We start from the raw sequence: 24897 nt of genomic DNA, 5'->3' as shown, positions 1-24897 counted from the left end.
TTTCATTCTTAATCTGCACTTCTTGTGGCCTGCCGTGCCAGGAATGTAAAGACATGGTCCATGTCCGGCTGCCCCAGTTTCTGTTTCAGTTCTTCAGGTGTGCCCAGGGCTTTGATCTTGCCGTCTACCATGATGGAGATCCGGTCGCAGTATTCCGCCTCGTCCATGTAGTGAGTGGTCACGAAGACCGTTATCCCCTGCTTCGCAGCGTCATAGATCAGTTCCCAGAACTGGCGGCGTGTGGCGGGGTCTACACCTCCCGTAGGTTCATCGAGGAATACGACATGAGGGTCGTGGAAGATGCTGACCGAGAAGGCGAGCTTCTGCTTCCATCCCAAAGGCAGACTGGATACAAGCGTGTTTCGGTGTGCCGAGAAGTCCAGCCGATCGAGCAGGTCGCTGGTCTTGCGGCGTATCTCTCCGTCGTCCATGCCGTAGATGCCGGCGAAGAGTCTGATGTTCTCGGCAACGGTAAGGTCCTCGTAGAGCGAGAACTTCTGGCTCATGTAGCCGATATGCTTCTTTATCTGCTCGTACTCGGTACGGATGTCAAAGCCTGCTACTTTTCCGTTTCCATCCGTCGGCTGGCTGAGTCCTGTGAGCATACGCATGGCTGTGGTCTTGCCGGCTCCATTGGCGCCGAGGAAGCCGAAGATCTCTCCTTTCCTGACCGTGAAGGAAATGTCGTCTACCGCATGGAAGCTGCCAAAGACCTTGACAAGGTGTTTTACTTCGATGGCATTCTCGTTGCTCTTCGTTCCGGCTTCCAGCTTCTCGATGGCAGGAGGATTGAAGATGTCCCTGAAGGTGGTGAGAATTTCGTCCGGTGTACCGATACCCCTGATACGACCTTCCGAAAGGAAAGCGACACGCTCGCACATCCTCACCTCGTCCAGATAAGGCGTTGAGGCGACAATGGTCATCTCACGCTCCTTCAACTGGGACAGCATCTCCCAGAACTCTTTGCGGCTGACAGGGTCGACACCTGTTGTCGGTTCGTCAAGGAACAGGACACTCGGCTGGTGAACCAGTGCGCAGCAGAGTGCCAGCTTCTGTTTCATGCCGCCCGAGAGTGCTCCCGCCCTACGTTTTCTGAACGGTTCAATCTGTGTATAGATGGCCTTGATGGAGTCGTAGTTTTCTTCTATCGTCGTCCCGAAGAGCGTGGCGAAGAACCTCAGGTTTTCTTCTACCGTCAGATCCTGGTAGAGTGAGAACCTGCCCGGCATGTAACCTACCCGCCGGCGTATCTCTTTCATGCCGCTGACGACATCGTATCCGTTCACCGAGGCCGTGCCCTCGTCGGGGAGCAGCAGCGAGCAGAGAATGCGGTACAGCGTCGTCTTTCCGGCTCCGTCAGGGCCGATGATGCCGAATAGTTCGCCTCTTTCCACGGAGAAGCTGACCGCTTTCAGCGCCTGCACCTTGCCGTAACGGCGGGACAGATTGTTTACTTCGATTGTATTCATCAGCACTGACTAAAACTTCACCTCACCGTACATGCCGATTTTCACATAGCCGTCGTTGCGGAACTGTATCTTGACGGCATAGACGAGGTCGGCACGCTCGTCGTCGGTAAGGATGGTCTTGGGCGTGAACTCCGAACGGCTGGAAATCCACGTGACGATTCCGTTATAGGACTTCTTCTGCCCTTTTCCGTAGTCAGCCATGACCTTCACCCGCTGCCCGATCCTGACATTCCGGAGCTGTGCGGAGGTGATGTAGGCACGGATGAACATCCTGCCTGTGTCTGCCAGCTTGAAGAGTGGTCTGCCGGCCTGTACGAACTCTCCCCGTTCGGCATACTTCTCCAGAACCGTCCCTGTGATGGGACTCTTCACGAAAGTATGGGCTATCTGGTCGTCAATCTGTGCCTGCTGGGTACGTACGCCGGCCTGCTGGGCATCCACGCCGGCCTGTTGGGCGGCGATGCCCTCCATCTGTGCGGCGATTCCCTTGTCCTGTTCGGCCAATGCAGCGTTCTGGCTGGCAATCTGCTCTTCGGCTGCGGCGAGCTGTTTCTTCAGCACCTGGATCTGGTAATCGATCTCGTCAACCTGCCTGCGCGGTGCCGCCCCGTCCCGGAACAGTTCGTCAAAACGCTTCCGTTCCCTTTGCTGGTCGGCAATCTGCTGCCGTATGGCCTCCACCTGCTTCTCAAGGTCCAGCTGCCGGCTGACCGTTGCCTGCCTGCTGGCTGCGAGCTGCCGTCTGTTGGCTTCGAGCTGTCCATGGGTCGCCCGGAGCTGGTCATTGTCCGTAGCCAGCTGGTCTCGTTTCAGCGCCAGCTGACGGGCATCGATCTGCCCTACTGTCAGCCCGCCATTGAGCAGTTGTCCTTCTGTAACGTCAAAACTTACCAGCTGTCCCGAGGACTCGGCCGATACGGTCACCTCCGTAGCCTCGAACGTTCCCGTGGCATCATACTCTTTCCCGCTGTCTTTGCAGGATACCGCCCCAAGGGCGAGTGCGGCGAATAAAAATATCTTTCTCATTTCCGTCAGTCGTTTCATTCGTTGTTGGCATATTTCAGGTTGTACATTTCCCGTAGCATATCCATCTCGTGTATTGCCTGCCGTATTCTGGCCGCATTCTCGTTGTAGATTTCCTGCATCAGTCCGTGTGCGTCGATGATGCCGTGGGCCATCTTCGATTCGGCGGCCTTGCGGACGTGCGTGCGGAGACTGATGATTTCGTCGTCGGCAAGCATCATGCTTCGGTACCGGGCGGCGTTCTCCTCCGCCTGTATCTGTTCCAGACGGTTGTTGAGGAGGAACACCTCCCGCATATTCCCGATCTGTTCACGTTGCACTTCCAGCTTCTCCCTGTCGTTCTTCCGTGTATAGAGTGCGCCGACATCCCACGACAGCTTCACGCCGATGATGCCGTTGAGGCTCCACTTCCGGTTCATCATGTCGTCGAACATGTTAAGTCCCGGATAACCGTAAAAGCCCTGTGCGAAGAGCCCGACCTTCGGCCGCAGCCTTGCCCCCAGTGCTTTCTCCTGTGCGTCGACAAGCATCAGCTGACGGTCGAAGAGCCCGAGTTCCGGCCGGTTGCCGGTCTGCCCGGAAATCCTGACAGCGTCCGGTTTCTGCAGGTTGTAGATCTCTCTGCCACAGAAGACACCCAGCATCCGCCGCAGCATCTGCCGCTGTGCCCTGAGCCCGGCGTTCTGCTGCTCCTTGTCCAGCCGTCCCGCCTTTACATTCTCAAGGTCGCTTGCGGCGGCCGTACCGGCCCTGACCATTGCCGAAAGCGTCTTCTCGCTGGACAGCAGCAGTGCCGCCGCATCTTCGTTGAGCCTGATCTGTTCGTCGAGAAGCAGGAGTGAGAAGTACATCTCGTTGACACGTCGGCGTACCTGATAGAGGTCCACCTTGTTTTCGGCCTCCTGCACCTCTCCTTGTCTCCGTGCTATTCCCGCCTGGCTGCTGACCGCCCCGCCGTCGTAGAGCGGCTGGGTGACTTCTATGCCCGCCCTGTACTGGTCTTTGGACAGTCCTTTCATATCCAGTCCCATCCGCCGGTACGCCGTCCGTATGCCGTCCGGCCACGAGGCGACGCCGCTCTGGCAGGTCGCCTGGGCGGAGACGCTGATCTGGGGCAGCCATTCCTTTCTGATGTTGCTGACCGTCAGTTCCGTTGTCCGTGCAAGGAGTCCGTACCGCTTGATAAGAGGATAGTTCCGTCCGGCCGCCTGCTGACATTCGTCCAGCGTCTGTGCCGGAACGGCAATGGGAAAGACCGCCAGTGCGAGAAGTCCTAATTTCTTCTTCATGTGCTGTTTCTTCATCTCTTCTTTCTTGTCTAATCGGCTGTTTTCTTCTTCCTGTCGTGCAAAGATAGGACTATTATGCCATAGGAAGATGATGAAATACGAACAAAAACTTTCCCGATTGTATGATTTCCTGTGTCTCGCACGTATTATTACGGAGAATAATGTTAGATTTGCAATATAATCATACAATAAGGAAAGATGAAAGAGAAATCCAGAACCATCAACCCGTTCTCAATGGACAGCATCAATCCCGAAGAACTGCTGCCGCAGCAGGGACGTGTCACGGCAAATGACGAGGCCGTCCTCGTTATCGGCGGTCACATCCAGCACAGCCGTTTCCTCGAGGAAGGGAAGATCTACCAGATAGTAGAGCCGAGGCTGGTATTTGTCATGGAAGGACATGCCGACCTCTGCATCAACCTCCAGGACTGGCATCTCGAGAAGGGGATGCTGATGGTGCTGCCTGCCGATACCATTGTCGACATAAAGAAAATATCGGAGGAAACGCGCGTCGTTGCCATCATCTTCCGCAAGGGGGTGGAGTTGCCGGAGGAGAGCGTACTCACCGTTTCGCCCACAGAGGCCGACCGGCTGCTGCGCATGATTTACCTCGTCTGGGACTTCATGCAGGTCCGCCCTGTCCGCCGCACGGTGCTGCGGCATCTCCTGCAGGCACTCGTGGACAACGTCCAGTACATCAGGGACACTGCCGAGAAGGCTGCGGCAGACAGTATTCCCATGCGCATGCAGGAAACCTTCAGGAAGTTCCGGCGGCTGGTACATCGCCACTGTGTCCGGGAGCGTTCCATTCCTTTCTATGCCGGAGAACTGAACATGACCCCTCACTACCTGTCTTCCGTCATCAAGAAGGCGAGCGGTCGGAGCGTCATGTACTGGGTTAACCGTGCGACGGTACAGGAGGCGAAAATCCTCCTGGAGACCGGCGGCCTGACCGGCTGCGAGATTGCCTACCGGCTGCACTTCCCCAGTGCATCCGCCTTCTCCAAGTTCTTCCGGAGAGAGGTGGGCACGACCCCTCGGAAGTACCGGGAGGAATGCGGATGATCCGGAGAGGGACAAACGTCCTGCCTCTGATTGTATGGGAACCGGATTCCCAACCGTGTGGGAACAGCGGTACCAGCCCTTGGGAACAGCGGTACCGCCCCTTGGGAACAGCAGTACCAGCCACCGGCAGCAGCCGGTATCGCACAGAGTATTTTCCGCAGGAGGAATCTTTCTCCACGAAAAGTTTGGTGATAAGAAATAAAAGTAATAAATTTGCAGTCGAATACAAACGAAAATGAAGATTATGAGTACATCTAATGTATCTTTCCGTTACTTTTATTTTTTCTTTGCAGAAAGTTGCAAGGCGGGAGGTTGCGTGTAGATTTCAACTTATGACCATCACATAAAGCAAGAAACAGACGACGAAGCGGTCCCGCCCATTCCTGGGCAGGGCCGTTTTTCGTAGACCGGCCTTCTGACGGGCCGGTTCTCCACAAAACAGACGAAGCAGATGAAACGAATAGCCATACAGGGAGAACGGGGATGTTTCCACGACATTGCAGCCCATGCTTACTTTCCCGATGAACAGGTACAGCTTATATGCTGCACCACTTTTGAGAAGGTGTTCGAGGAGGTGGAAAAAGACCCGACGGTCATCGCGCTGCTCGCCATCGAGAACACGATAGCCGGCAGCCTGCTGCACAATTACGACCTCCTGCGCGAGTCGGGGACAATGGTCGTAGGCGAGCAGCGGCTCCATATCCAGCACTGCATCTGCTGCCTGCCTGACGACGACTGGGCAACGGTCACCGAGGTTCATTCCCACCCTGTGGCATTCATGCAGTGCCGTTCGTTTCTTGCCGGCCATCCTGCTCTCAAGGCCGTGGAGGCTGATGATACGGCCGGGGCGGCTGCCTGTATCGCACGGAAACGTTGCCGCGGCCGGGCGGCTATCTGCGCCGCGGATGCCGCACGGATCTACGGACTGAAGATCCTCGAGGATTCGATAGAGGACAACAAGCACAACTTCACACGTTTCCTCATTGCCTGCCAGCCGCAGAAGGCCGACTTCCTCCGTCCGCTGACGGATGTGGACAAGGCGAGCATCGTATTCTCGCTGCCGCATGAAGAGGGGTCTCTGAGCAAGGTGCTGACCATCCTCTCTTTCTATGGCATCAATCTCACGAAGATACAGTCTCTGCCCGTCATCGGGCACGAGTGGGAATACCTCTTCTATGTAGACCTGACTTTTGACAGCCTCACCCGCTACCGGCAGTCGATAGACGCCATCACTCCGCTGGTGAAAAGCATCAGGGTTCTGGGAGAGTACAGAGAACATTAGCAGCCGTCGGCGCGGGGAAAGTGCCCCGGCAGACAGAACATGAACAGTAGATGAAAAGGAAACAGCCTATGATACAGCCGGCAAGCCGTGTGCGGGAGGTGCAGGAGTACTACTTCTCGCGCAAGCTGAAAGAGGTGGCGGAACTGAATGCGGAAGGACAGGACATCATCTCCCTGGCTGTCGGCAGTCCCGACCAGCCTCCCTCGAAGCAGACCATTGACAAGCTCTGCGAGGTCGCCCGGGAGGCGGCAGGGCATGGCTATCAGCCCACCATGGGCACAGCCGAACTGCGCGGGGCGATGGCCGACTTCTATAAACGCTGGTATGGCGTGGAGGTGGATGCGCTGACCGAGGTACAGCCGCTCATCGGCTCGAAGGAAGGTATCCTGCACGTCACCCTGGCCTTTGTCAACCCCGGCGAACGGGTGCTTGTCCCGGATCCCGGTTATCCCACCTACACATCCCTCTCACGGCTGCTCGGAGCAGAGGTCGTGACCTACGACCTGCGGGAGGAAAGGGGATGGCAGCCCGATTTCGACGCATTGGAGCGGATGGACCTGGACCGTGTCCGCCTGATGTGGACGAATTATCCGAACATGCCGACCGGCGGTAACGCCCGCCGGGAGACCTATGTCAGGCTGGTCGACTTTGCCCGCCGGCATGGAATCGTGGTTGTCAACGACAATCCTTACTCGTTTATCCTCAACGAGGGAGAGAAGCTGAGCCTGCTGCAGGTGCCCGGTGCCAAAGACTGCTGCATAGAGCTCAATTCCATGTCGAAGGCTTACAATATGCCGGGATGGCGTGTGGGGATGTGCATCAGCAATCCTACTTTCATCTCGTGGATACTGAAAGTGAAGAGCAACATCGATTCGGGAACTTTCCGAGGCATACAGCTGGCTGCGGCGGAGGCCATGAGGACGAATACGGATGAATGGCATCGGCGGTATAACATAGAGGTCTATCGCCGGCGGCGTGTCCTGGCCGAAGAGATATTGACACTGCTGGGCTGCCGTTTCGACAGGGCACAGGTGGGGATGTTCCTGTGGGGAAAGATACCGGAGAAGTACGCCGATGCGGAGGAACTGACCGAACGGGTGCTGCACGGGGCACGTGTGTTCCTTACCCCGGGATTCATCTTCGGCAGCAACGGCAGGCGTTATGTCCGCATTTCCTTGTGTGCAAAAGACGAGAGGATGGCGGATGCATGCGACCGTATTGCCGCCCTGGAGTGGTAAGGCGGTATGCCGGATGCCGTGCCGTTGCCGCCGGTGCGGCTTTTGAGGAGGAACGGGACGATGCGCTCATCCCATCAAGTGAAACTAAAGAACAGATGATTATGGAATTAGACTTAGAACCTTTAAGACTCCCGAGCGACAATGTTCGCCCTATTGTCATCGCCGGTCCCTGCTCGGCAGAGACGGAAGAACAGGTAATGTCCACGGCACGCAGCCTGGCAGACAAAGGCTGCCATATCTTCCGTGCCGGGATATGGAAGCCGCGTACGAAGCCCGGTGGATTTGAGGGCAATGGCGAAACGGCCTTGCCCTGGATGAAGGAGGTGAAGGAAGAGACGGGCATGCTGATCTCTACCGAAGTGGCAACGCCCGAACACGTCGAACTGGCCTTGAAGTACGGCATGGACATACTCTGGATAGGGGCGCGTACCTCTGCCAATCCCTTTGCCATGCAGGCGCTGGCAGACACCCTGCAGGGGATGGACATTCCCGTGCTGGTGAAGAATCCTGTCAATCCTGACCTTGAACTATGGATTGGAGCGCTGCAGCGGCTGAACCAGGCCGGGCTGAAGCGGCTGGGCGTGATACACCGTGGCTTCTCAAGCTACGAAAAGAAGATCTACCGCAACGTGCCGATGTGGCAGATTCCCATCGAGCTGCGCCGGCGTATCCCGGGGCTGCCCATCATCTGTGACCCGAGCCACATCGGAGGCCGCCGTGACCTGATAGCGCCGCTCTGCCAGCAGGCAATGGACCTGGGATTCGACGGACTGATCGTCGAGAGCCACTGTAATCCGGAGAAAGCCTGGAGTGATGCGAAGCAGCAGGTCACGCCCGATATTCTCGATTATATCCTGTCGCTTCTGGTCGTGCGTGACCATACCTCAACGACTGAAGGACTCCGCCTTCTCCGTGCGCAGATCGACGAGGTGGACAACTCGCTGATGGGACTTCTTTCCAAGCGTTTCCGTATCTGCCGTGAAATCGGCACTTTCAAGAAAGAGCATAACATGACGGTTCTGCAGGCCGGCAGGTACAATGAGATACTTGAGAAGCGCGGTGCACAGGCAAGTCTTTGCGGCATGGATCCCAACTTTGCCGCACAGGTCTTCGAGCTGATCCATGAAGAGAGCGTGCGCCAGCAGCTGGAGATAGTGAACAGGTAGGAGCATCGGGTGTCGATGCTTCGCATTGCCGGCCGACGGGTATCGGGGGGATAAGCGGTGATTGTCTGTTGCCGATCAGCATCTTGGCTGTTATTGGCTGCTGCTTTTCTTCATCATGACAATCGGCTGGTAACGAGCAATGTCCGTCACCGAATCCCCCCTCTTGAAAAAGGAAGAATATGAAAATACTGATTATGGGTGCGGGAAAGATGGGAAGTTTCTTCATCGACCTGCTCAGTTTCGACCACGAAGTGGCGGCCTACGAAAAGGATGCCCGCCGTCTTCGCTTTACATACAACTGCCGGCGGTTTACCACCTTGGACGAGGTGGAAGCCTTCCGGCCGGAGCTGGTCATCAATGCCGTGACGGTGAAATATACGGTTCCGGCCTTTGAGGAAGTACTGCCGGTGCTGCCGTCCGGCAGTATCCTGTCAGACATCAGTTCGGTGAAAACGGGGCTGAAGGAATGGTATGGCCGCTGCGGGCATCCCTACGTGTCTACGCATCCGATGTTCGGGCCGACCTTTGCCAATCTCAACCAGCTGAGCGAAGAAAACGCCATCCTCATCAGCGAGGGAGACTATATGGGGAGAATCTTCTTCAAGGATCTCTACCAGCGGTTGGGATTGAACATCTACGAGTATAGTTTTGAGGAACATGACAAGACGGTAGCCTATTCGCTGAGCATTCCGTTTGTCTCGACCTTCGTCTTTGCGGCCGTGATGAAGCACCAGGATGCACCGGGCACCACTTTCAAACGGCACATGCAGATAGCGAAGGGCGTATTGAATGAGGATGACTACCTGCTCCAGGAGATTCTTTTCAATCCCTGCACGCACGACCAGGTGGCGCAGATCCGTACGGAACTGAAAGAGCTGCTGCAGATCATCGACGACAAGGATGCCGATGGCATGAAAGCTTATCTGGCGAAGATCCGCAAGCATGTGAAGGGGTAGGGGATCCGTCGGGAGGTGGATGATTCAGAGGAGGATAAGTCGTCACCATCGTAGGGGATGAACGGCCTTATGTCTTCATCGTGGTCTTCTCGCCGGAGAGGAAGTCCTCTTGTCTTCAGACAACACCCCTGCGGCTGATTCCCCTTTATGGATGGAATGCGGTAAAGGCCTGATACCTTTACTCACTTTCCCCTCTGGCTTCTCATCCTTCCCTCAACTACCCTGTCTGTCCCCGCAATACTTTTAACTCTTGATATTTAATTCCCAACGGCTTATGCGTTCAGCATTAATCTTTATCTTTACAGTACTGACCACCTTGCAGATCTTTGCACAAAGTCGCTTGACCGTCGTCGAACTCAATGCGGAGAACCTGTTTGACACACGGCATGACACGCTGAAGGAAGATCGTGAATTTCTGCCGGATTCTCCCCGGCATTGGACCCGGACCAAGTACTGGGAGAAACTGAACAGGACAGGACAGACCCTCATAGCCTGCGGCGAAGACGGCAGCGGCTGGCATCTGCCCGACATCGTAGGACTGTGCGAGGTGGAGAACGACTCCGTCCTGTTCGACCTTACCCGCCGTTCATTGCTCCGCAAGGCACGTTATGAATACGTAATGACCGCCTCCGGTGATGTGCGCGGCATTGATGTGGCTTTGCTGTATTCCCCTTTTTCCTTCAGGCTGATCAGAGTGGATACGATACGTGTCGCACCGATTCTGGACATGCGTCCTACAAGGGACATTCTTCATGTGGAAGGTGAAGTGGAAAACGGCGACACGCTGCACGTCTTCCTGGTTCATGCGCCGAGCCGAATGGGAGGTGAACTGTATTCCAGACCTTTCAGGAAACACGTGGTAAACCGGCTGTGCGATGCGGTAGATTCTCTCCGGCTGTGCCACTCGGATCCCAAAGTACTGGTGATGGGCGATTTCAATGATTATCCTGACAGTCCCTCCCTGCAGACCGCATATACGCACGGACTGGTCAATGTGTCGGCAGAAGCGCAGGGAAGCAACGGAGCCAAAGGAACCTATCGTTACCATGGTGCCTGGGGGAGTCTGGACCAGATTCTGGTGAGCGAGAACCTGCGTGAGCGTGTGGCAGGCTGTCATGTCCATGATGCCGTGTTCCTGCTGGAGCCGGATGAGAAATACGGTGGAGTGAAGCCACGCCGTAATTATAATGGTATGCGTTATAACAATGGATTCAGCGATCATCTGCCATTGGTCCTGCACTTAGAACTGAAATGAGGGGATGCTGGAGCTTGGCGGAATCAGCCTGTCGCAAAAGCCGGAGGCTGACATCCTTTTTCTGATGAGGGAGGACTTCTACCCGCCTCTTGTGCTGTGTATCTGCCTGATACACGGTCCTTCCGCCTGTAAGTGGCCTTAACGAAAAAGTCCGGAGTTCCGTTGCCGGACTTCGGACTTCGTTCCCCTGTTGTTACAGGATGCCTGTATTTATTGTTTCTTCAGCAGGTCGCGTATCTCCATGAGGAGCTTCTCTTCGTTCGTCGGCTCTGGAGCAGGTGCCGGCGCAGCTGTCCCCTCCTTTTTCTTAGAAAGTCTGTTGATACCCTTTACGAGGAGGAATACACAGAAAGCGATGATCAGGAAATCGAATGTCGTCTGGAGGAAATTGCCGTAGTTGATGGTGGCGGCCTCCATCTTCTCCACCCCCGGGATGTCGACGGTGGGGAGCGTGATCTTCAGGTCGGTGAACTTGACGCCGCCGATGAGCCATCCGATAGGAGGCATGAGGATGTCGTCGACGATAGATGAGACGATCTTTCCGAAAGCACCGCCGATGATTACGCCGACCGCCATGTCGACGGCATTCCCTTTTACTGCAAAGTCTTTGAATTCTTGAATGAGTCTGCTCATAATTTTATCTGTTGTTAAATTGTTGTTGTCCTGTACTTCTTTATCCTAAACATCCCGCTTTTGGCATACGGACGTTACAATCTCGGTCTGTAGGATTGCATCCATCCATCTGTATGCGTGTCGCACGTTAATTTTTATAATATTTAATACGCAAAGCGTCTGCAAAAATAAAAAAATAATTGTATCTTTGCAATCGTAACAAGGAAAATATTTCTACAAGGAGGTAAAAAGAAAATAGTTTTATAAACTTTCATAAATTAATTAAGGTAAAAAATGGTAAATGTAGCTATTAACGGCTTTGGCCGTATCGGTCGTCTCGCATTCCGTCAGATGTTTGAGGCTGAAGGTTATGAGGTTGTTGCAATCAACGACTTGACAAGTCCTATGATGCTTGCTCATCTTCTGAAATACGATACCGCTCAGGGTGGTTTCGCCGGCAAGTACGGTGAGGGCAAGCACACTGTAGAGGCAACAGAGGATTCTATCATCGTTGATGGCAAGGAAATCAAGATCTCTGCTGAGAAGGACGCTACAAACTGCCCATGGGCTGCTAACAAGGTAGACGTTGTTCTCGAGTGCACTGGTTTCTACACATCAAAGGAGAAGGCTTCTGCCCACCTCAAGGCAGGTGCCAAGAAAGTGGTTATCTCTGCTCCGGCAGGCAACGACCTTCCTACTATCGTATTCAATACAAACCACAAGACCCTGACAGCTGACGACAAGGTCATCTCTGCCGCTTCTTGTACAACCAACTGTCTGGCTCCTATGGCAGCTGCACTGAACGCATACGCTCCTATCCAGTCAGGTATCATGTCAACCATCCACGCTTACACGGGCGACCAGATGATTCTCGACGGTCCGCAGCGCAAGGGCGACCTCCGTCGTTCACGTGCAGGTGCCTGCAACATCGTTCCTAACTCAACAGGTGCTGCAAAGGCCATCGGTCTCGTCATCCCTGAGCTGAACGGCAAGCTGATCGGTTCTGCACAGCGTGTTCCGACTCCGACAGGTTCTACCACCATCCTCGTTGCTGTTGTCAAGGGCAAGGACATTACCGTTGAGGGCATCAACGCTGCCATGAAGGCTGCTGCAACGGAGAGCTTCGGTTACAACGAGGACCTGATTGTTTCTTCTGACATCATCGGTATGCGCTACGGCTCACTGTTCGATGCAACTCAGACAATGGTAAGCAAGATCAGCGACGACACATATCAGGTACAGGTTGTTTCCTGGTATGACAATGAGAACTCTTACACTTCTCAGATGGTACGCACAATCAAGTACTTCGCAGAGCTGAAGTAATATTGCTGGAAAGTGAATCTGCAATTCTCTCTTGCGCAGAGAGACATTGACGGATGAAATATTAATCCCTGCCGGTTCTCCGGCAGGGATTTTTCTGTTATCTTTCTTCTAAAGAAAAAATATTTTCTTTATCCGACCGGCTTATAGTTCGGGAATTTTATCTAAATTTGCGACATGAAGCATGAACATACGGAGAGCGGTGCGGATTATGGGACGGCTTCGGGAAAACGTATGATAACCATTCTCGGGCCTACAGCATCGGGCAAGACAGACCTCGCCGCACATCTGGCGGTGCGCACCGGTGCTGAAATCATCAGTGCCGACAGCCGGCAGGTGTACCGGGACATGGACATCGGCACGGGGAAGGATCTGGGAGATTATACGGTGGACGGACGATCCGTTCCCTACCACCTGATAGATATATGTGAGCCCGGGACGAAGTACAATCTCTTCCGCTATCAGCAGGACTTCCTCAACTGTTATGAAGACATACGGAACAGGGGGGTACCGCCCATTCTCTGTGGCGGGACAGGCCTCTACATAGAAGCGGTGCTGAAAGGTTACAGTCTGTCTCCGGTGCCCCAGAATCCGGAGCTGCGCCGGTCGCTGGAGAACAAATCGCTTGGGGAGCTGACACAGATTCTGACCGGATTGAAAGAGAGGAACCACTCCGTCATGCACAACAGGACGGATGTAGACTCCTGTCAGCGGGCCATCCGCGCCATAGAGATTGAGACGCACAACCTGTCGGCTCCGACAGAAGACCGGCACTGCCCGCCGATAGACTCGTTCATAATAGGTGTGGACATTGATCGTGACGAGCGCAGGCAGAAAATAACAGAGCGTCTGAAAGTCCGGCTTGAAGCGGGGATGGTGGAGGAGATAGACCGCCTCCTGAAACGTGGTATTCCTGCCGAAGACCTTATTTATTATGGGCTGGAATACAGGTTTGTCACAGAATATCTCGTCGGACGGCTGTCTTATGAGGAAATGTTCGGACAGCTGGAAACGGCCATCCACCAGTTTGCGAAACGGCAGATGACATGGTTCCGGGGCATGGAACGGCGAGGCTTCACAATACACTGGGTCAATGCCCGGCAGCCGATGAATGCAAAGATAGAAGAAATATTAAGTCTATGGTAGAAGAAGAGAGGTGGGGCGTCATCTATTGTCCCAAAGGCGGATTGCTGAGTAATCCTGTGAAACGCTGGGAACAGGCAGAACATTGTCTGCAATCGCATCATGTACTGTATGACATGGTACAGAGTGAGAATCCGCGCGGTGTGGAAAGGCTGGTACGTATGATGATCAACAACGGTTACAGGACCCTTGTCATATTCGGCGGGGACTCTGCCCTGAATGATGCGGTCAACTACCTGATGCGCATGGAACCGGAAGAGCGGGGACAGATCACGCTGGGGGTGATTCCGAACGGAGTGCTGAACGACTTTGCTCATTTCTGGGGTTTTGATGAATCCTGTCTGGACCGGACCATCCGATGGCTGATGCAGAAAAGGGTGAGAAAGATAGATGTCGGATGTATCCGTTATCAGAACAGAAAGAACGAGCACTGCCGGCGTTATTTCCTCAACTGTGTGAACTTTGGCTTTGTCGCTACCATTATGAGCCTTCGCCGCCGTACCCGCCATCTGTTTGTCTCCAGAAGACTGTCCTTCATCCTTTCGACTTTCCTGCTTCTCTTCCAGCGTACCGACTTCCTCATGCACCTCCATGTCAATACGGAGACGGTAAACAAACGCCTTATGACGGTCTGCATAGGCAATGCCTCGGGCTACGGACAGACCCCCAACGCCGTACCGTACAACGGTCTGCTGGATGTCTCGGTCGTCTCCCAGCCCAAGACCATGCAGATCATAGAGGGGCTTTATCTCCTCCTGCGTGGGAAAATTCTGAATCATAGGAGTGTGCATCCTTATCGGACGGCCGAACTGACATTGCAGGCAGAGAGCCATACCCCTGTCAGTGTGGATGGACGCCTGTTGAACGGGACGCCTGTCGCAACATGCAAGGTCAGTGTGGAGAAGGAGGTAATCAATTTCCTGATACCCGATTGACAGACGGTTTTCTGATGCCGGCAGCCCTGAATCCTTGTCAGGATGTTGTCTTGCCCGCAGCGGTGAAGGTGACCTTTTACCTTGTAAGACCGGAAACTTTCCTCATGGCGAATTTCCTTTAAACACATCGGCAGGAAAAGGGAAGACCGGTTCGCTCCTGCCATGGTCCTATATAGTAAGGTGCTGATGGCCGGATTGTGCGGGAGCGGTCTGCCGGGCACACGGATCGAATGGGCAGACAGACGCTTCAGATGTATAATGCCGGCATTTGCCGGAGATTATAAGCCTCTGTTTTTTCTCCTGTCCATGTATTTAACGGAAGAACTGAAAAATATAAGTAAGATTTTGACATTATCCTGATTTTTCTTCGTATCTTTGAAGTGCCAAACAGTGTAGTCGTACCGTGACTTCCTTTTGACTTGAGACCAAACAACAGAACATAAAACCTTTATAGACATGAGCTACTTAAAATTTGAAAAGGCTCTGATGACCAATCTTCAGGACTCGCTGCCACGAGAGTTGTTGCGGACCAACCGCTCGGGGGCATATTCCTGTTCTACAATCGTTGACTGCAATACGCGCAAGTATCATGGACTGCTTGTTGTGCCGGTTCCGGGACTGGATGACGACAACCATGTACTGCTTAGCTCGCTTGACCCCACCGTCATCCAGCATGGTGCTGCCTTCAACCTTGGGTTACACAAGTATCAGAGCGGCAATTTCAGCCCGCAGGGACATAAGTATATCCGTGAGTTCGACTGTGACACCGTGCCTACTACCGTGTATCGGGTAGGAGGTGTACTGCTGAAAAAGGAGGTCGTGTTCCAACACTATGAAGACCGTATTCTGATTCGTTACACATTGCTGGATGCCCACTCACAGACTACCCTTCAGTTCCGTCCTTTCCTTGCTTTCCGCAGCGTACGGCAGTTCACACACGAGAACTCCGTTGCGGACAGGTCGTACCAGGAGGTGGACAACGGCATCAGCACCCGCATGTATGCCGGCTATCCGTCGCTCTTCATGCAGTTCTCGAAGAGCAATGTATTCCACTTCGAGCCTTATTGGTACCGTGGACTGGAATATCCGAAAGAGCAGGAACGTGGTTATGCGTCCAATGAAGATCTCTATGTGCCGGGTTACTTTGAAATGAATATCCGAAAGGGAGAGAGCATAGTCTTTGCCGCTTCTACGGCGGAATGCCATACATCCTCATTGAAATCCCTGTTTGAAAAAGAGGTGGCGTCACGCAGTCCGCGTGACAATTTCTTCCACTGTCTTGTCAATGCTGCCCATCAGTTCCATAACCGTTCGAAGAACGATGAGCGTTATATCCTTGCCGGCTATCCGTGGTTCAAATGTCGTGCCCGTGACCAGTTCATCGCTCTCCCGGGGCTGACGCTGAGCATCGAAGAGCAGGAATACTTTGAACTGGTAATGCAGACGGCGGAGAAAGGGCTGCGTGAGTTCATGGAGGGGAAACCGGTCAGCGTCAACATCTACGAGATGGAGAAGCCCGATGTTCCCCTGTGGTGTATATGGGCAATACAGCAATACGCCAAGGAGGCTGGCAAGGCACGCTGCCAGGAACGTTATGGCAGTCTGCTGCGGGATATTGTTGATTACCTCTCTTCCGGCGGACATCCCGACCTCAGGCTGGATGCCAACGGTCTGCTTTATGCCAGTGCGAAGGGGAGAGCCGTCACGTGGATGAACTCCACAAACAACGGTAAACCTGTTGTTCCCCGGACGGGATATATCGTAGAGTTCAATGCGCTTTGGTACAACGCCCTGCGCTTTGTCGCTTCCATGGAACAGGAGAGCGGCTATGAGGCACGTGCAGCAGAACTCGAGAAGACCGCTTCCAAGTGCAAGGAGGCGTTTGTCGCCACTTTCCTGAACGAGTATGGTTATCTCTATGATTACGTAGACGGCAGGATGATCGACTGGAGTGTACGTCCTAACATGATCTTTGCCGTAGCGCTTGACTATTCACCGCTCGACCAGAAACAGAAAAGAGGCGTGCTGGATGTCTGTACGCGTGAACTGCTTACGCCGAAGGGACTCCGTTCTCTCTCTCCTAAGAGCGGCGGTTACAATCCGATGTACGTCGGGCCGCAGACACAGCGCGACCTGGCCTACCATCAGGGAACGGCCTGGCCATGGCTGGGAGGCTTCTATCTCGAAGCCTGTCTGAAACTCTATAAGCAGACGCGTCTGAGCTTTGTCGAACGCCAGCTGGTAGGGTATGAGGATGAGATGTTCAACCACTGTCTCAGCACGCTGCCCGAACTGTTCGACGGTAATCCGCCGTTCTGTGGGCGCGGAGCCATCTCTTTTGCGATGAATGTTGCTGAAGTGCTCCGTACATTAGAGTTGCTTGAGAAGTATAAATATTAAAATGGAGGAACCTGTATGAAAGTTTTAATGTTTGGATGGGAGTATCCTCCTCATGTATATGGCGGTCTGGCTACTGCCAACTTCGGTATCTCGGAGGGGCTTCATGCGCAGGGAGATGTCGAGACAATCCTCTGTCTGCCTCATCCTTTTGGTGACGAGGACCACACTTTTGCGGATATTGTGGCAATGGACCATGTGCCTATTGCCTATCGGGAGCTTGGCTACGACTATGTGAAGAACCGTCTCGGCAATCTGATGACACCGGAACAATACTTCGAACTGCGTGAGCACATCTATGCCGACTTCAATTATATGCATGTCAACGACCTTGGTGCGATGGATTTCGCCGGCGGCTATCCGGATAATCTGCATGAGGAAATCAATAATTATTCGATCATCGCCGGTGTCGTGGCACGTACATTCGACTTCGATATCATCCATGCACACGACTGGCTGACCTATCCTGCCGGCATTCATGCCAAGAGGGTATCGGGCAAGCCGCTGTGCATCCATGTCCATGCCACCGACTTCGACCGTTCGCGCGGTAAGGTCAATCCGACAGTCTATGGCATCGAGAAGGACGGTATGGACAATGCCGACTGCATCATGTGCGTGTCAGAACTGACACGCCAGACGGTCATCAATCAGTATCATCAGGATCCACGGAAGGTCTTCACGGTACACAATGCCGTCTACCCGCTGAAGCAGGAGATTGCCGAAATTCCGCGTCCCGACCACAAGGGGAAGGAGAAAGTCGTCACTTTCCTCGGCCGGCTGACAATGCAGAAAGGGCCTGAATACTTCGTCGAAGCCGCCAACATGGTGCTGCACCGTACACGTAATGTCCGTTTCTGTATGGCAGGATCGGGCGATATGATGGATCAGATGATTTACCTGGCGGCCGAACGGGGCATTGCCGACCGTTTCCATTTCCCCGGCTTTATGCGCGGCAACCAGGTGTATGAATGCCTGAAGGCTTCCGATGTTTATGTGATGCCGTCCGTAAGCGAGCCGTTCGGTATCTCTCCCTTGGAGGCGATGCAGTGCGGGACACCGTCCATCATCTCCAAGCAGAGCGGTTGCGCAGAGATTCTGGACAACTGCATCAAGGTAGACTACTGGGATATTCATGCGCTGGCAGATGCGATGTACTCCATCTGTCACAACGAAAGCCTCTTCGACTACCTCGCCGCTGAAGGAAAACGTGAGGTCGACCAGATAACATGGGAGAAGGTAGGCGCATGGATCCGCGAGCTTTACCTCCGTACATTGGGCTGGCAATAAGTCCGGATGATGGAAAACGAATGACCTAAATAAAACCAAAACAACAAGACAATGAAGACAATTTGTTTATATTTCGAGATACACCAGGTAATTCACCTGAAACGTTACCGTTTCTTTGACATCGGTACCGACCATTATTATTATGACAGCTTCGAGAACGAACGCACCATATCAGAGATTGCCGACAAGAGCTATATGCCGGCTCTGGAGGCCTTGCAGCAGATGATCCATGAGAGCGGAAAGGCTTTCAAAGTGACGTTCTCGCTCTCGGGCGTGGGCATCGAGCAGTTGGAGATACACGCTCCCCAGGTGCTGGAGAAACTGCAGGAACTGAACAGTACCGGCTGTGTGGAGTTCCTTGCCGAACCCTATTCCCACGGTCTTGCTTCGCTTGCCAATGAGGAAAGTTTCAAGTCGGAAGTAAAACGTCAGGCACAGAAAATCAAGGAATACTTCGGCCAGACTCCTAAGGTACTGCGCAACTCCTCGCTGATCTACAGTGATGAAATCGGTCTGCTGGCTTCCCGGATGGGCTTCAAGGGGATGTTGACAGAAGGGGCGAAACATGTACTGGGCTGGAAGAGTCCGCATTACGTGTACAACTGTGCGCTCGATCCGAAACTCAAGCTGCTGTTGCGTGACGTGAAGCTGAGTGATGACATCTCGCTCCGTTTCAACAATTCAGACTGGGAAGGGTATCCGCTGTTCGCCGATACCTATATGGACGAGATCGCGGCACTTCCCGAGGAAGAACAGGTCATCGGCGTTTTCATGAATCTGTCCGCTCTCGGCATTGAGCAGCCGCTTTCGAGCAATATCCTCGAGTTCTTCAAAGCGTGGCCGGCCTGTGCAAAGCAGCGGGGTATCACTTTCTCTACTCCGACAGAGCTATGTATGAAGCTGAAGAGTGTCGACCGGCTTGACGTGCCTGACACGTTGAGCTGGATGGATGAGGAGCGTGATGTCAGTACATGGCTGGGGAATCCGATGCAGCGTGAAGCATTTAACAAGCTTTACAGCATTGCCGACCGTGTGCGTATTGCCGACGACCCGCGCATCAACCAGGACTGGGACTATCTGCAGGCGAGCGACAACTTCCGGTTCATGTCTACCAAGCCCTCGCGGGTGGGAATGGACAGGGGCATCTATTCCAGTCCGTTCGATGCCTTTACCAATTACATGAATGTTCTGGGCGACTTCCTGAACCGTGTCAACAGTCTTTATCCTGCTGAAATCGACAATGAGGAGCTGAACAGCCTGCTTACAACTATCCGTAATCAGGGAGAGGAGCTTGAAATGAAGTCGAAGGAGATATCCCATTTGCAGGCAAAGGTCGATACGCTGGAAAAGGAAGAGCTCCGGCTGCGTGACGAAAAAGAGAAGAAAGCCTCGGGCAGAAAGTCCGCTGCGGGCAGGGCTGCAAAGAAGTCCGTATCAAGAAAGAAAACGGAGAAGCCCGTCCCTGCCGATGAAAAAGCAGGATAAAACCGCTTTCTGAAATCCGATCCATAACGCTCATACGGCACCTGATGGAAGTCAGCAGGTGCGGTATGGGCGTTTTTTCGTGTCCTTTCTTCATGACGGTTGCCCAAGACACCACCGGTGCCGGCCGTCAGAACATCGGCAGGAGACCCGATCCGTTCCAGTCACTGTCAGTAAAGCGGATGATACCCTGCATGTATGGAAAATGTTTACCGGACGGCAGTCATCCGTAGTCTTTTCGTTGACTTTCCTCCGAAGGAAAACCACTTTCTTTATCCAACAGGCTCATAAATCACCGTTTTTATGTAAATTTGTAGCATGAAACGATTGATCAACTGGAAAGAATTTATCGTGCTCTTCGTAGTCATCGGAGGCATCTACTATCTCACAAAGTCATTGCTTGTCACGGGCGGTATTCTTGCCATCCTGTTGCTGATAGACGGTCTGCTCCGCCAATATGACAACAAGAAACGGGGAGAGAAGCAGGCCGACGAGATAAAAAGAAAGCTGGAAGAATAAGAAGCCGTCCTGCTCTCCCCCGGTTCTGCCTTCTGTAAGAGGCTGGAGGAAAGACACTTAGCGGACTTTAATGTATGCAGGCTGTACCGTCGCCTATCTTCGGAGACAGCATTAGGAATAAGGGAATGGAGAAACTATTAGCACTGTATAAACGATGGAGAGGCAGCGAGCCTGCCGGTGTCGAAAAGCTGGAAGGGGCGGGGAGCAACCGCGCATATTATCGGCTGACGGACGAAGACGGTGAGTCGGTCATTGGCGTCATCGGTACAAGCCGCGACGAGAACCATGCTTTTGTCTATCTTGCCAGACACTTTGAGAAACGCCGGCTTCCGGTTCCACACGTACTGGCTGTCTCGGAAGATGAGACCCGCTATCTGCAGACCGATCTTGGGGACCGTTCGCTCTTTGAGGCCGTCCGTGGCGGACGAGAAGCCGGCGGAAGATATAATCTTGCGGAGCAGGAACTGCTTCGCAGGACGATCCGTGAACTGCCGAACATACAGCTGCGTGGGGCTCGGGGGCTTGATTTCTCCAACTGTTATCCACAGCCGGAGTTCGACCAGAGAGGGGTGCTCTTCGATTTGAACTACTTTAAGTACTGCTTTCTGAAAGCGACAGAGCTGGATTTCCACGAGCTGAAGCTCGAAGCGAATTTCCGTATGTTTGCCAAAGACCTGACCTCGGAGAAGATGGATGCCTTTCTTTATCGTGACTTCCAGGCTCGCAACGTCATGCTGGACAAGGAGGGGAAACCTTATTTCATCGATTTCCAAGGTGGCAGGAAAGGACCGTTCTATTACGACCTTGCATCCTTCCTGTGGCAGGCAAGTGCGAAGTATTCTTTCAAGCTGCGCAGGGAACTGGTGTTTGAGTACTACCAGAGTCTGAAGAATTACACAGAAGTGCCGTCGAAGCGGCATTTCGTCAACCGCCTGTCCCTCTTCGTCCTGTTCCGTACGCTGCAGGTGCTGGGTGCATACGGCTTCCGCGGTTACTTTGAACGGAAGAAGCATTTTGTCGACTCCATCCCTCCTGCCATACAGAATCTGTGCGATCTTCTGGCATTGGGAGAGGATGTATTTCCCTATCCTTATATGATGTCCATGCTGGAACGGCTTACCCGGCTGCCGCAGTTTGCACATATCGAGAAACCGGCGGCAAACAGGTCAGACGGTTTCAGGACAGCAGAGAAGGACATTTACAAGGCCAATCCGATGGACGGCCCTGCGACATTCTCCAAGTACGACGGGAAAGGCCCGCTGGTAGTCCGTGTGTTCAGCTTCTCCTATAGGAAAGGAATCCCCGAAGATACCTCCGGCAACGGGGGAGGCTATGTGTTTGACTGCCGGAGTACGCACAACCCCGGACGGTACGAGCCTTACAAAAAGATTACGGGACTGGATGAACCTGTCATTCGCTTTCTGGAGGATGACGGCGAAATACTCGATTTCCTCAAGCCCGTCTACAGACTGGCCGACCATCATGTGGAACGTTATATGCAGCGCGGTTTTACCGACCTGATGTTCTGCTTCGGCTGTACGGGAGGACAGCACCGTTCGGTCTACTGCGCACAGCATCTGGCGGAGCATCTCAATGAGAAGTATGGAATTGAAGTACACATAACGCATCGGGAGCAGGGAATCAGACAGACCCTGAATGCCCGGTGAGAGATTCCGGCTGTTGCCGGGGGAGACGGATTCATGCGGATATCCGGAATGACCTTTTGATGTCTTCTCTTCTTTTAGACGAACGGATCCTAAAATAACATAACGGACTCGTTCGGATGCTGGGAAGAAGGAACATGCTGAATAGGGGCGGAAAGCTGCGAAGGGGCGGCAGCCCCCTCTTAACATCACCATGACAATGAGGGTATTTGGGAAGATGTCCCGACCGGACCGGCTGGCCGGGGAGGAAATGAATGGGAAAAAGCGTATCAGGCTAAGCTGGAAGGCATAGTCTGATGCGCTTTTTCCGTAGACTTCTGTTTATTGGAGTTCCGCCACAATGTATTCAGACCTTGTCCCGATACGGAATTTCCCGCCCCAGATTCCGATTCCGGAAGATACGTAGTATTGCGTGTCTCCTTTTCGCAATGGCCCGAAGGCATCTTCGTAGATAAGGTCTTCGATCCAGCTGACAGGCCAGACCTGTCCATAATGTGTGTGCCCTGACAGCTGGAAGTCTATGCCGCATTGCTGTGCTTCTTCCAGATGGTAGGGCTGGTGGTCCATGAGAATCGTGTAATAGCCCTTCGGAGAGTGCCTCATCAGCTCCTGCAGGCCGGCCCGCCTCTTGTTCGTCCGGTCGTCGCGCCCCACGACAAGCAGACGGTCTCCGCCCGGCAGATGCACCAGGGCATGACTGTCGACCAGCAGGTGGATGCCTGCATCCTGATAGAATTTCTTTGCCTGTGATGCGCCTCCGAGATACTCATGGTTGCCCAGACAGGCGTAGACCGGGGCTTTCAGTCGCCTGAACTCTGCCGCCATGCCCTGTGCCGCCAATGCCCGGATGCTCCCGTCGACAATGTCACCTGCAATGAGAACAAGTTCGGGCTGCTCCCTGTTCACGCTGTCCACCCATTTCCTGAACTCGTCTGCACGGTTGTGGTAACCCAGATGCAGGTCGGTCATCATGACCATACGGTGCCGCCGGCGCATGGTCTTTGTAGTCTTCAAAGTCAAAGGCACACGTTCTTTATGCAGGTAATGCAGATAGCCATAGACAAACAGTCCGGTCATGACGACTGCGACTGAAGCCGTTCCGGCCCGGCTGTCGTAGAGCAATGAACGGGGGACAAGACGGAGCAGCCTCCCCATGTCGAGCACAAGGAAGAGCATCGCAAGATACAGACCGATGAAAACAGACGAGTTGCCCAGCTCATACAGCGTTATGGCGATGGGCATGGGCCTGCTGTCAAGTCCGAAGATGAAGTTGGTGAAGAAACAGACGATGAACAGCAGCAGAACTCCTACGACAATCCATCTGACAGGGGAAAAGAAAGGGAGGATATGCCAGATACGCCAGCCGACATATCCGCAGACTGACAGGAAGAAAAGTAAAAAGACGATGATGGCGGTGTATTTCATCTTTCGGAAAATTTAGATCAGATGATGATAGAATACCGGTGCATCCATAAAAAAGACGCGGCTCCTCTCGCTGCAAGGAACAGGAGGAAAGCTATCCATAAGGCATCATTGCCCAGCTGCCTCCAGAACAGAAAATACACGGTGAAGAATGTTGCCATGGCCACCGCCGTTGAAAACAGCATGCCTTTGGTGGCGGTCAGTCCGATAAAGACACCGTCCAATACAAAGGCCGACATTCCGGCCGCCGGTATCAGATAAGCCCAGAACAGGTAGGGGCGGGCGGATGCGATGACAGCCGTGTCATCTGTGAGCAGCCGCAGGAATCCTTCTCCGCCGACGACATACACGGCGGTAAAGAGCACTGCCATGAGTCCGCCGAAGGCGAACAGCCGGCGGACGATGATACGCAGTCCCTCCCCGTCGGCTGCACCATAGTATTTGCCGCTCAAAGCCTCTCCTGCATACGCAAAGCCATCCATCAGATAAGAGAAAAGCGTGAAGAGCGTCATCAGCAGTGTGTTGACGGCCAGCAGCATTGCCCCCTGCTTCCCTCCGGCCGAGGTGAAGAAGAAGTTGACGGCTACCAGACAGACCGTCCGCAGGAAGATGTCCTTGTTTACACGGAAGAACTCGCCCCATGCGTCTTTCCTCTTCTGCACGTGTCTGAACGTGGCGTGCAATTGGGCTCTGAAAAGCCTGCCTGCCAGCAGGTCGAACCCCCTCACGAGGCGTCTGATCCGCCGGCAAGCGGCAGACAGGGACACAATGAAGCCCGCCCACTGGGCCAGGACGGTGCCGGCAGCGACACCGCTTATCTTCCAGTCCAGGACGAATACGAAGAACAGGGAGGCAAGGATGTTGACCACATTCTGCAGTATGGCGACCATCATGGGCATACGGGTATCCTGCATGCCGATGAACCAGCCTGTCAGTCCGTATAGCCCCAACATGGCGGGTGCGCCCCAGATGACGATCCGGAAATAGGTTCCGACAAGCCCCCATGAGGTCTCCGGCGTGTTCATCAGCCGGAGCATACCCCATTCCAGACCCCGCTGTACGGCGACAAAGAACAGTCCTGTTCCAATGCCTATCAGCAGCGTGCGTGCAAGGATGTCCAGACATTCTTTACGGTCATGCCGTCCGAAAGCCTGTGAGGTCATGCCGCTTGTCCCCATTCGCAGGAACCCTAACAGCCAGTACATGACGTTGAAGATCATCGATCCGACGGCAATGGCACTGATGTAAGTCTCATTGCCTATATGACCGACGACCGCCAGGTCGACAAGTCCCAGCAAGGGGACGGTCACATTACTTATGACGGAGGGAACCGCAAGGCGGAGGATTTCCCTGTTCCATTTGTCCATCAGCGG

At 53.8% G+C, this 24897-nt stretch carries 20 protein-coding genes and 1 pseudogene; 14 read left to right on the top strand and 7 right to left on the bottom strand.

Annotated elements, in window-relative coordinates; all coding sequences use genetic code 11:
• Positions 1 to 8 precede the first annotated feature (8 nt).
• The 3 genes from J4864_RS02375 to J4864_RS02365 are packed head-to-tail and all read right to left on the bottom strand — an operon-like array spanning position 9 to position 3781.
• Positions 9 to 1469, bottom strand: a complete 1461-nt coding sequence (locus J4864_RS02375) for an ATP-binding cassette domain-containing protein (RefSeq protein ID WP_211814457.1) — start codon at positions 1467 to 1469, stop codon at positions 9 to 11.
• A gap of 9 nt (positions 1470 to 1478) precedes the next feature.
• Positions 1479 to 2495 (bottom strand): HlyD family secretion protein, encoded by a 1017-nt coding sequence (locus J4864_RS02370; RefSeq protein WP_211814456.1) that lies wholly within the window; start codon positions 2493 to 2495, stop codon positions 1479 to 1481.
• 14 nt (positions 2496 to 2509) lie between these two features.
• Positions 2510 to 3781, bottom strand: coding sequence for a TolC family protein (locus J4864_RS02365; protein WP_211814455.1), 1272 nt, complete (start codon positions 3779 to 3781; stop codon positions 2510 to 2512).
• Between the two features lie 198 nt (positions 3782 to 3979).
• Between J4864_RS02365 and J4864_RS02360 the strand changes: the two genes are divergently transcribed.
• From J4864_RS02360 to J4864_RS02335, 6 genes are all read left to right on the top strand, one after another.
• The gene (locus J4864_RS02360) at positions 3980 to 4846 is read left to right on the top strand and encodes a helix-turn-helix domain-containing protein (protein WP_211814454.1); all 867 of its coding nucleotides are present in this window, start codon (positions 3980 to 3982) and stop codon (positions 4844 to 4846) included.
• 451 nt (positions 4847 to 5297) lie between these two features.
• A complete protein-coding gene (locus J4864_RS02355; RefSeq protein WP_211814453.1) occupies positions 5298 to 6128 on the top strand; it encodes a prephenate dehydratase in 831 nt (276 codons plus the stop codon).
• Positions 6129 to 6196: 68 nt separating this feature from the next.
• Positions 6197 to 7366 (top strand): pyridoxal phosphate-dependent aminotransferase, encoded by a 1170-nt coding sequence (locus tag J4864_RS02350; RefSeq protein ID WP_211814601.1) that lies wholly within the window; start codon positions 6197 to 6199, stop codon positions 7364 to 7366.
• Between the two features lie 101 nt (positions 7367 to 7467).
• The gene (locus J4864_RS02345; RefSeq protein WP_211814452.1) at positions 7468 to 8532 is read left to right on the top strand and encodes a bifunctional 3-deoxy-7-phosphoheptulonate synthase/chorismate mutase type II; all 1065 of its coding nucleotides are present in this window, start codon (positions 7468 to 7470) and stop codon (positions 8530 to 8532) included.
• Between the two features lie 179 nt (positions 8533 to 8711).
• Positions 8712 to 9488, top strand: a complete 777-nt coding sequence (locus J4864_RS02340) for a prephenate dehydrogenase/arogenate dehydrogenase family protein (protein WP_007368589.1) — start codon at positions 8712 to 8714, stop codon at positions 9486 to 9488.
• 274 nt (positions 9489 to 9762) lie between these two features.
• Positions 9763 to 10743, top strand: a complete 981-nt coding sequence (locus tag J4864_RS02335; RefSeq protein WP_211814451.1) for an endonuclease/exonuclease/phosphatase family protein — start codon at positions 9763 to 9765, stop codon at positions 10741 to 10743.
• Between the two features lie 210 nt (positions 10744 to 10953).
• Here the strand turns inward: J4864_RS02335 and mscL are convergent, their stop codons facing one another.
• Entirely contained in the window at positions 10954 to 11376 is a 423-nt protein-coding gene (gene mscL, locus J4864_RS02330; protein ID WP_211814450.1) for a large-conductance mechanosensitive channel protein MscL, read from the bottom strand.
• A gap of 273 nt (positions 11377 to 11649) precedes the next feature.
• Between mscL and gap the strand changes: the two genes are divergently transcribed.
• The gene (gene gap / locus J4864_RS02325) at positions 11650 to 12678 is read left to right on the top strand and encodes a type I glyceraldehyde-3-phosphate dehydrogenase (protein ID WP_211814449.1); all 1029 of its coding nucleotides are present in this window, start codon (positions 11650 to 11652) and stop codon (positions 12676 to 12678) included.
• A gap of 174 nt (positions 12679 to 12852) precedes the next feature.
• Positions 12853 to 13770 (top strand): annotated as a pseudogene (miaA, locus tag J4864_RS02320) (tRNA (adenosine(37)-N6)-dimethylallyltransferase MiaA); the annotation flags it as partial.
• Here the strand turns inward: miaA and J4864_RS11950 are convergent.
• A complete protein-coding gene (locus J4864_RS11950; RefSeq protein ID WP_394371010.1) occupies positions 13659 to 13931 on the bottom strand; it encodes a hypothetical protein in 273 nt (90 codons plus the stop codon). The pseudogene miaA and the gene J4864_RS11950 overlap by 112 nt on opposite strands.
• Here J4864_RS11950 and J4864_RS02315 point away from each other — a divergent pair.
• From J4864_RS02315 to J4864_RS02290, 6 genes are all read left to right on the top strand, one after another.
• The gene (locus J4864_RS02315; RefSeq protein ID WP_211814447.1) at positions 13815 to 14753 is read left to right on the top strand and encodes a diacylglycerol/lipid kinase family protein; all 939 of its coding nucleotides are present in this window, start codon (positions 13815 to 13817) and stop codon (positions 14751 to 14753) included. The genes J4864_RS11950 and J4864_RS02315 overlap by 117 nt on opposite strands.
• Positions 14754 to 15209: 456 nt before the next feature.
• A complete protein-coding gene (locus J4864_RS02310) occupies positions 15210 to 17153 on the top strand; it encodes a glycogen debranching enzyme N-terminal domain-containing protein (protein WP_211814446.1) in 1944 nt (647 codons plus the stop codon).
• Between the two features lie 15 nt (positions 17154 to 17168).
• Positions 17169 to 18437 carry a glycosyltransferase family 4 protein gene (locus J4864_RS02305; protein ID WP_211814445.1) on the top strand — a complete coding sequence of 423 codons (1269 nt, stop codon included), beginning with the start codon at positions 17169 to 17171 and terminating at the stop codon, positions 18435 to 18437.
• Positions 18438 to 18488: 51 nt separating this feature from the next.
• A complete protein-coding gene (locus J4864_RS02300) occupies positions 18489 to 19922 on the top strand; it encodes a glycoside hydrolase family 57 protein (protein ID WP_211814444.1) in 1434 nt (477 codons plus the stop codon).
• 315 nt (positions 19923 to 20237) lie between these two features.
• Entirely contained in the window at positions 20238 to 20438 is a 201-nt protein-coding gene (locus J4864_RS02295) for a hypothetical protein (RefSeq protein ID WP_007368578.1), read from the top strand.
• Between the two features lie 125 nt (positions 20439 to 20563).
• Positions 20564 to 22105, top strand: coding sequence for a RapZ C-terminal domain-containing protein (locus J4864_RS02290; protein ID WP_211814443.1), 1542 nt, complete (start codon positions 20564 to 20566; stop codon positions 22103 to 22105).
• A 318-nt stretch (positions 22106 to 22423) separates the two neighbouring features.
• On the opposite strand, the gene J4864_RS02285 is transcribed toward J4864_RS02290, so the two are convergent.
• Both J4864_RS02285 and J4864_RS02280 read right to left on the bottom strand, forming a co-directional pair.
• Positions 22424 to 23527, bottom strand: a complete 1104-nt coding sequence (locus J4864_RS02285; protein ID WP_211814442.1) for a metallophosphoesterase — start codon at positions 23525 to 23527, stop codon at positions 22424 to 22426.
• Between the two features lie 17 nt (positions 23528 to 23544).
• Positions 23545 to 24891 (bottom strand): MATE family efflux transporter, encoded by a 1347-nt coding sequence (locus J4864_RS02280; RefSeq protein WP_211814600.1) that lies wholly within the window; start codon positions 24889 to 24891, stop codon positions 23545 to 23547.
• Positions 24892 to 24897: the final 6 nt, after the last annotated feature.

The organism is Prevotella multiformis (assembly GCF_018127985.1).
Classification (GTDB): domain Bacteria; phylum Bacteroidota; class Bacteroidia; order Bacteroidales; family Bacteroidaceae; genus Prevotella; species Prevotella multiformis.
This window is presented reverse-complemented; position numbering and strand designations above follow the sequence as displayed.

Excerpts from the sequence above, each read along its gene's own strand:
- J4864_RS02295 (WP_007368578.1), top strand. The coding sequence starts at position 20,238 with ATGAAACGATTGATCAACTGGAAAGAATTTATCGTGCTCTTCGTAGTC.
- J4864_RS02375 (WP_211814457.1), bottom strand. The coding sequence starts at position 1,469 with ATGAATACAATCGAAGTAAACAATCTGTCCCGCCGTTACGGCAAGGTG.
- J4864_RS02345 (WP_211814452.1), top strand. The coding sequence starts at position 7,468 with ATGGAATTAGACTTAGAACCTTTAAGACTCCCGAGCGACAATGTTCGC.
- J4864_RS02300 (WP_211814444.1), top strand. The coding sequence starts at position 18,489 with ATGAAGACAATTTGTTTATATTTCGAGATACACCAGGTAATTCACCTG.
- mscL (WP_211814450.1), bottom strand. The coding sequence starts at position 11,376 with ATGAGCAGACTCATTCAAGAATTCAAAGACTTTGCAGTAAAAGGGAAT.
- J4864_RS02350 (WP_211814601.1), top strand. The coding sequence starts at position 6,197 with ATGATACAGCCGGCAAGCCGTGTGCGGGAGGTGCAGGAGTACTACTTC.
- J4864_RS02285 (WP_211814442.1), bottom strand. The coding sequence starts at position 23,527 with ATGAAATACACCGCCATCATCGTCTTTTTACTTTTCTTCCTGTCAGTC.
- gap (WP_211814449.1), top strand. The coding sequence starts at position 11,650 with ATGGTAAATGTAGCTATTAACGGCTTTGGCCGTATCGGTCGTCTCGCA.
- J4864_RS02360 (WP_211814454.1), top strand. The coding sequence starts at position 3,980 with ATGAAAGAGAAATCCAGAACCATCAACCCGTTCTCAATGGACAGCATC.
- J4864_RS02315 (WP_211814447.1), top strand. The coding sequence starts at position 13,815 with ATGGTAGAAGAAGAGAGGTGGGGCGTCATCTATTGTCCCAAAGGCGGA.
- J4864_RS02365 (WP_211814455.1), bottom strand. The coding sequence starts at position 3,781 with ATGAAGAAGAAATTAGGACTTCTCGCACTGGCGGTCTTTCCCATTGCC.
- J4864_RS02370 (WP_211814456.1), bottom strand. The coding sequence starts at position 2,495 with ATGAGAAAGATATTTTTATTCGCCGCACTCGCCCTTGGGGCGGTATCC.
- J4864_RS02290 (WP_211814443.1), top strand. The coding sequence starts at position 20,564 with ATGGAGAAACTATTAGCACTGTATAAACGATGGAGAGGCAGCGAGCCT.
- J4864_RS02335 (WP_211814451.1), top strand. The coding sequence starts at position 9,763 with ATGCGTTCAGCATTAATCTTTATCTTTACAGTACTGACCACCTTGCAG.
- J4864_RS02355 (WP_211814453.1), top strand. The coding sequence starts at position 5,298 with ATGAAACGAATAGCCATACAGGGAGAACGGGGATGTTTCCACGACATT.
- J4864_RS02305 (WP_211814445.1), top strand. The coding sequence starts at position 17,169 with ATGAAAGTTTTAATGTTTGGATGGGAGTATCCTCCTCATGTATATGGC.
- J4864_RS02310 (WP_211814446.1), top strand. The coding sequence starts at position 15,210 with ATGAGCTACTTAAAATTTGAAAAGGCTCTGATGACCAATCTTCAGGAC.
- J4864_RS02280 (WP_211814600.1), bottom strand. The coding sequence starts at position 24,891 with ATGGACAAATGGAACAGGGAAATCCTCCGCCTTGCGGTTCCCTCCGTC.
- J4864_RS02340 (WP_007368589.1), top strand. The coding sequence starts at position 8,712 with ATGAAAATACTGATTATGGGTGCGGGAAAGATGGGAAGTTTCTTCATC.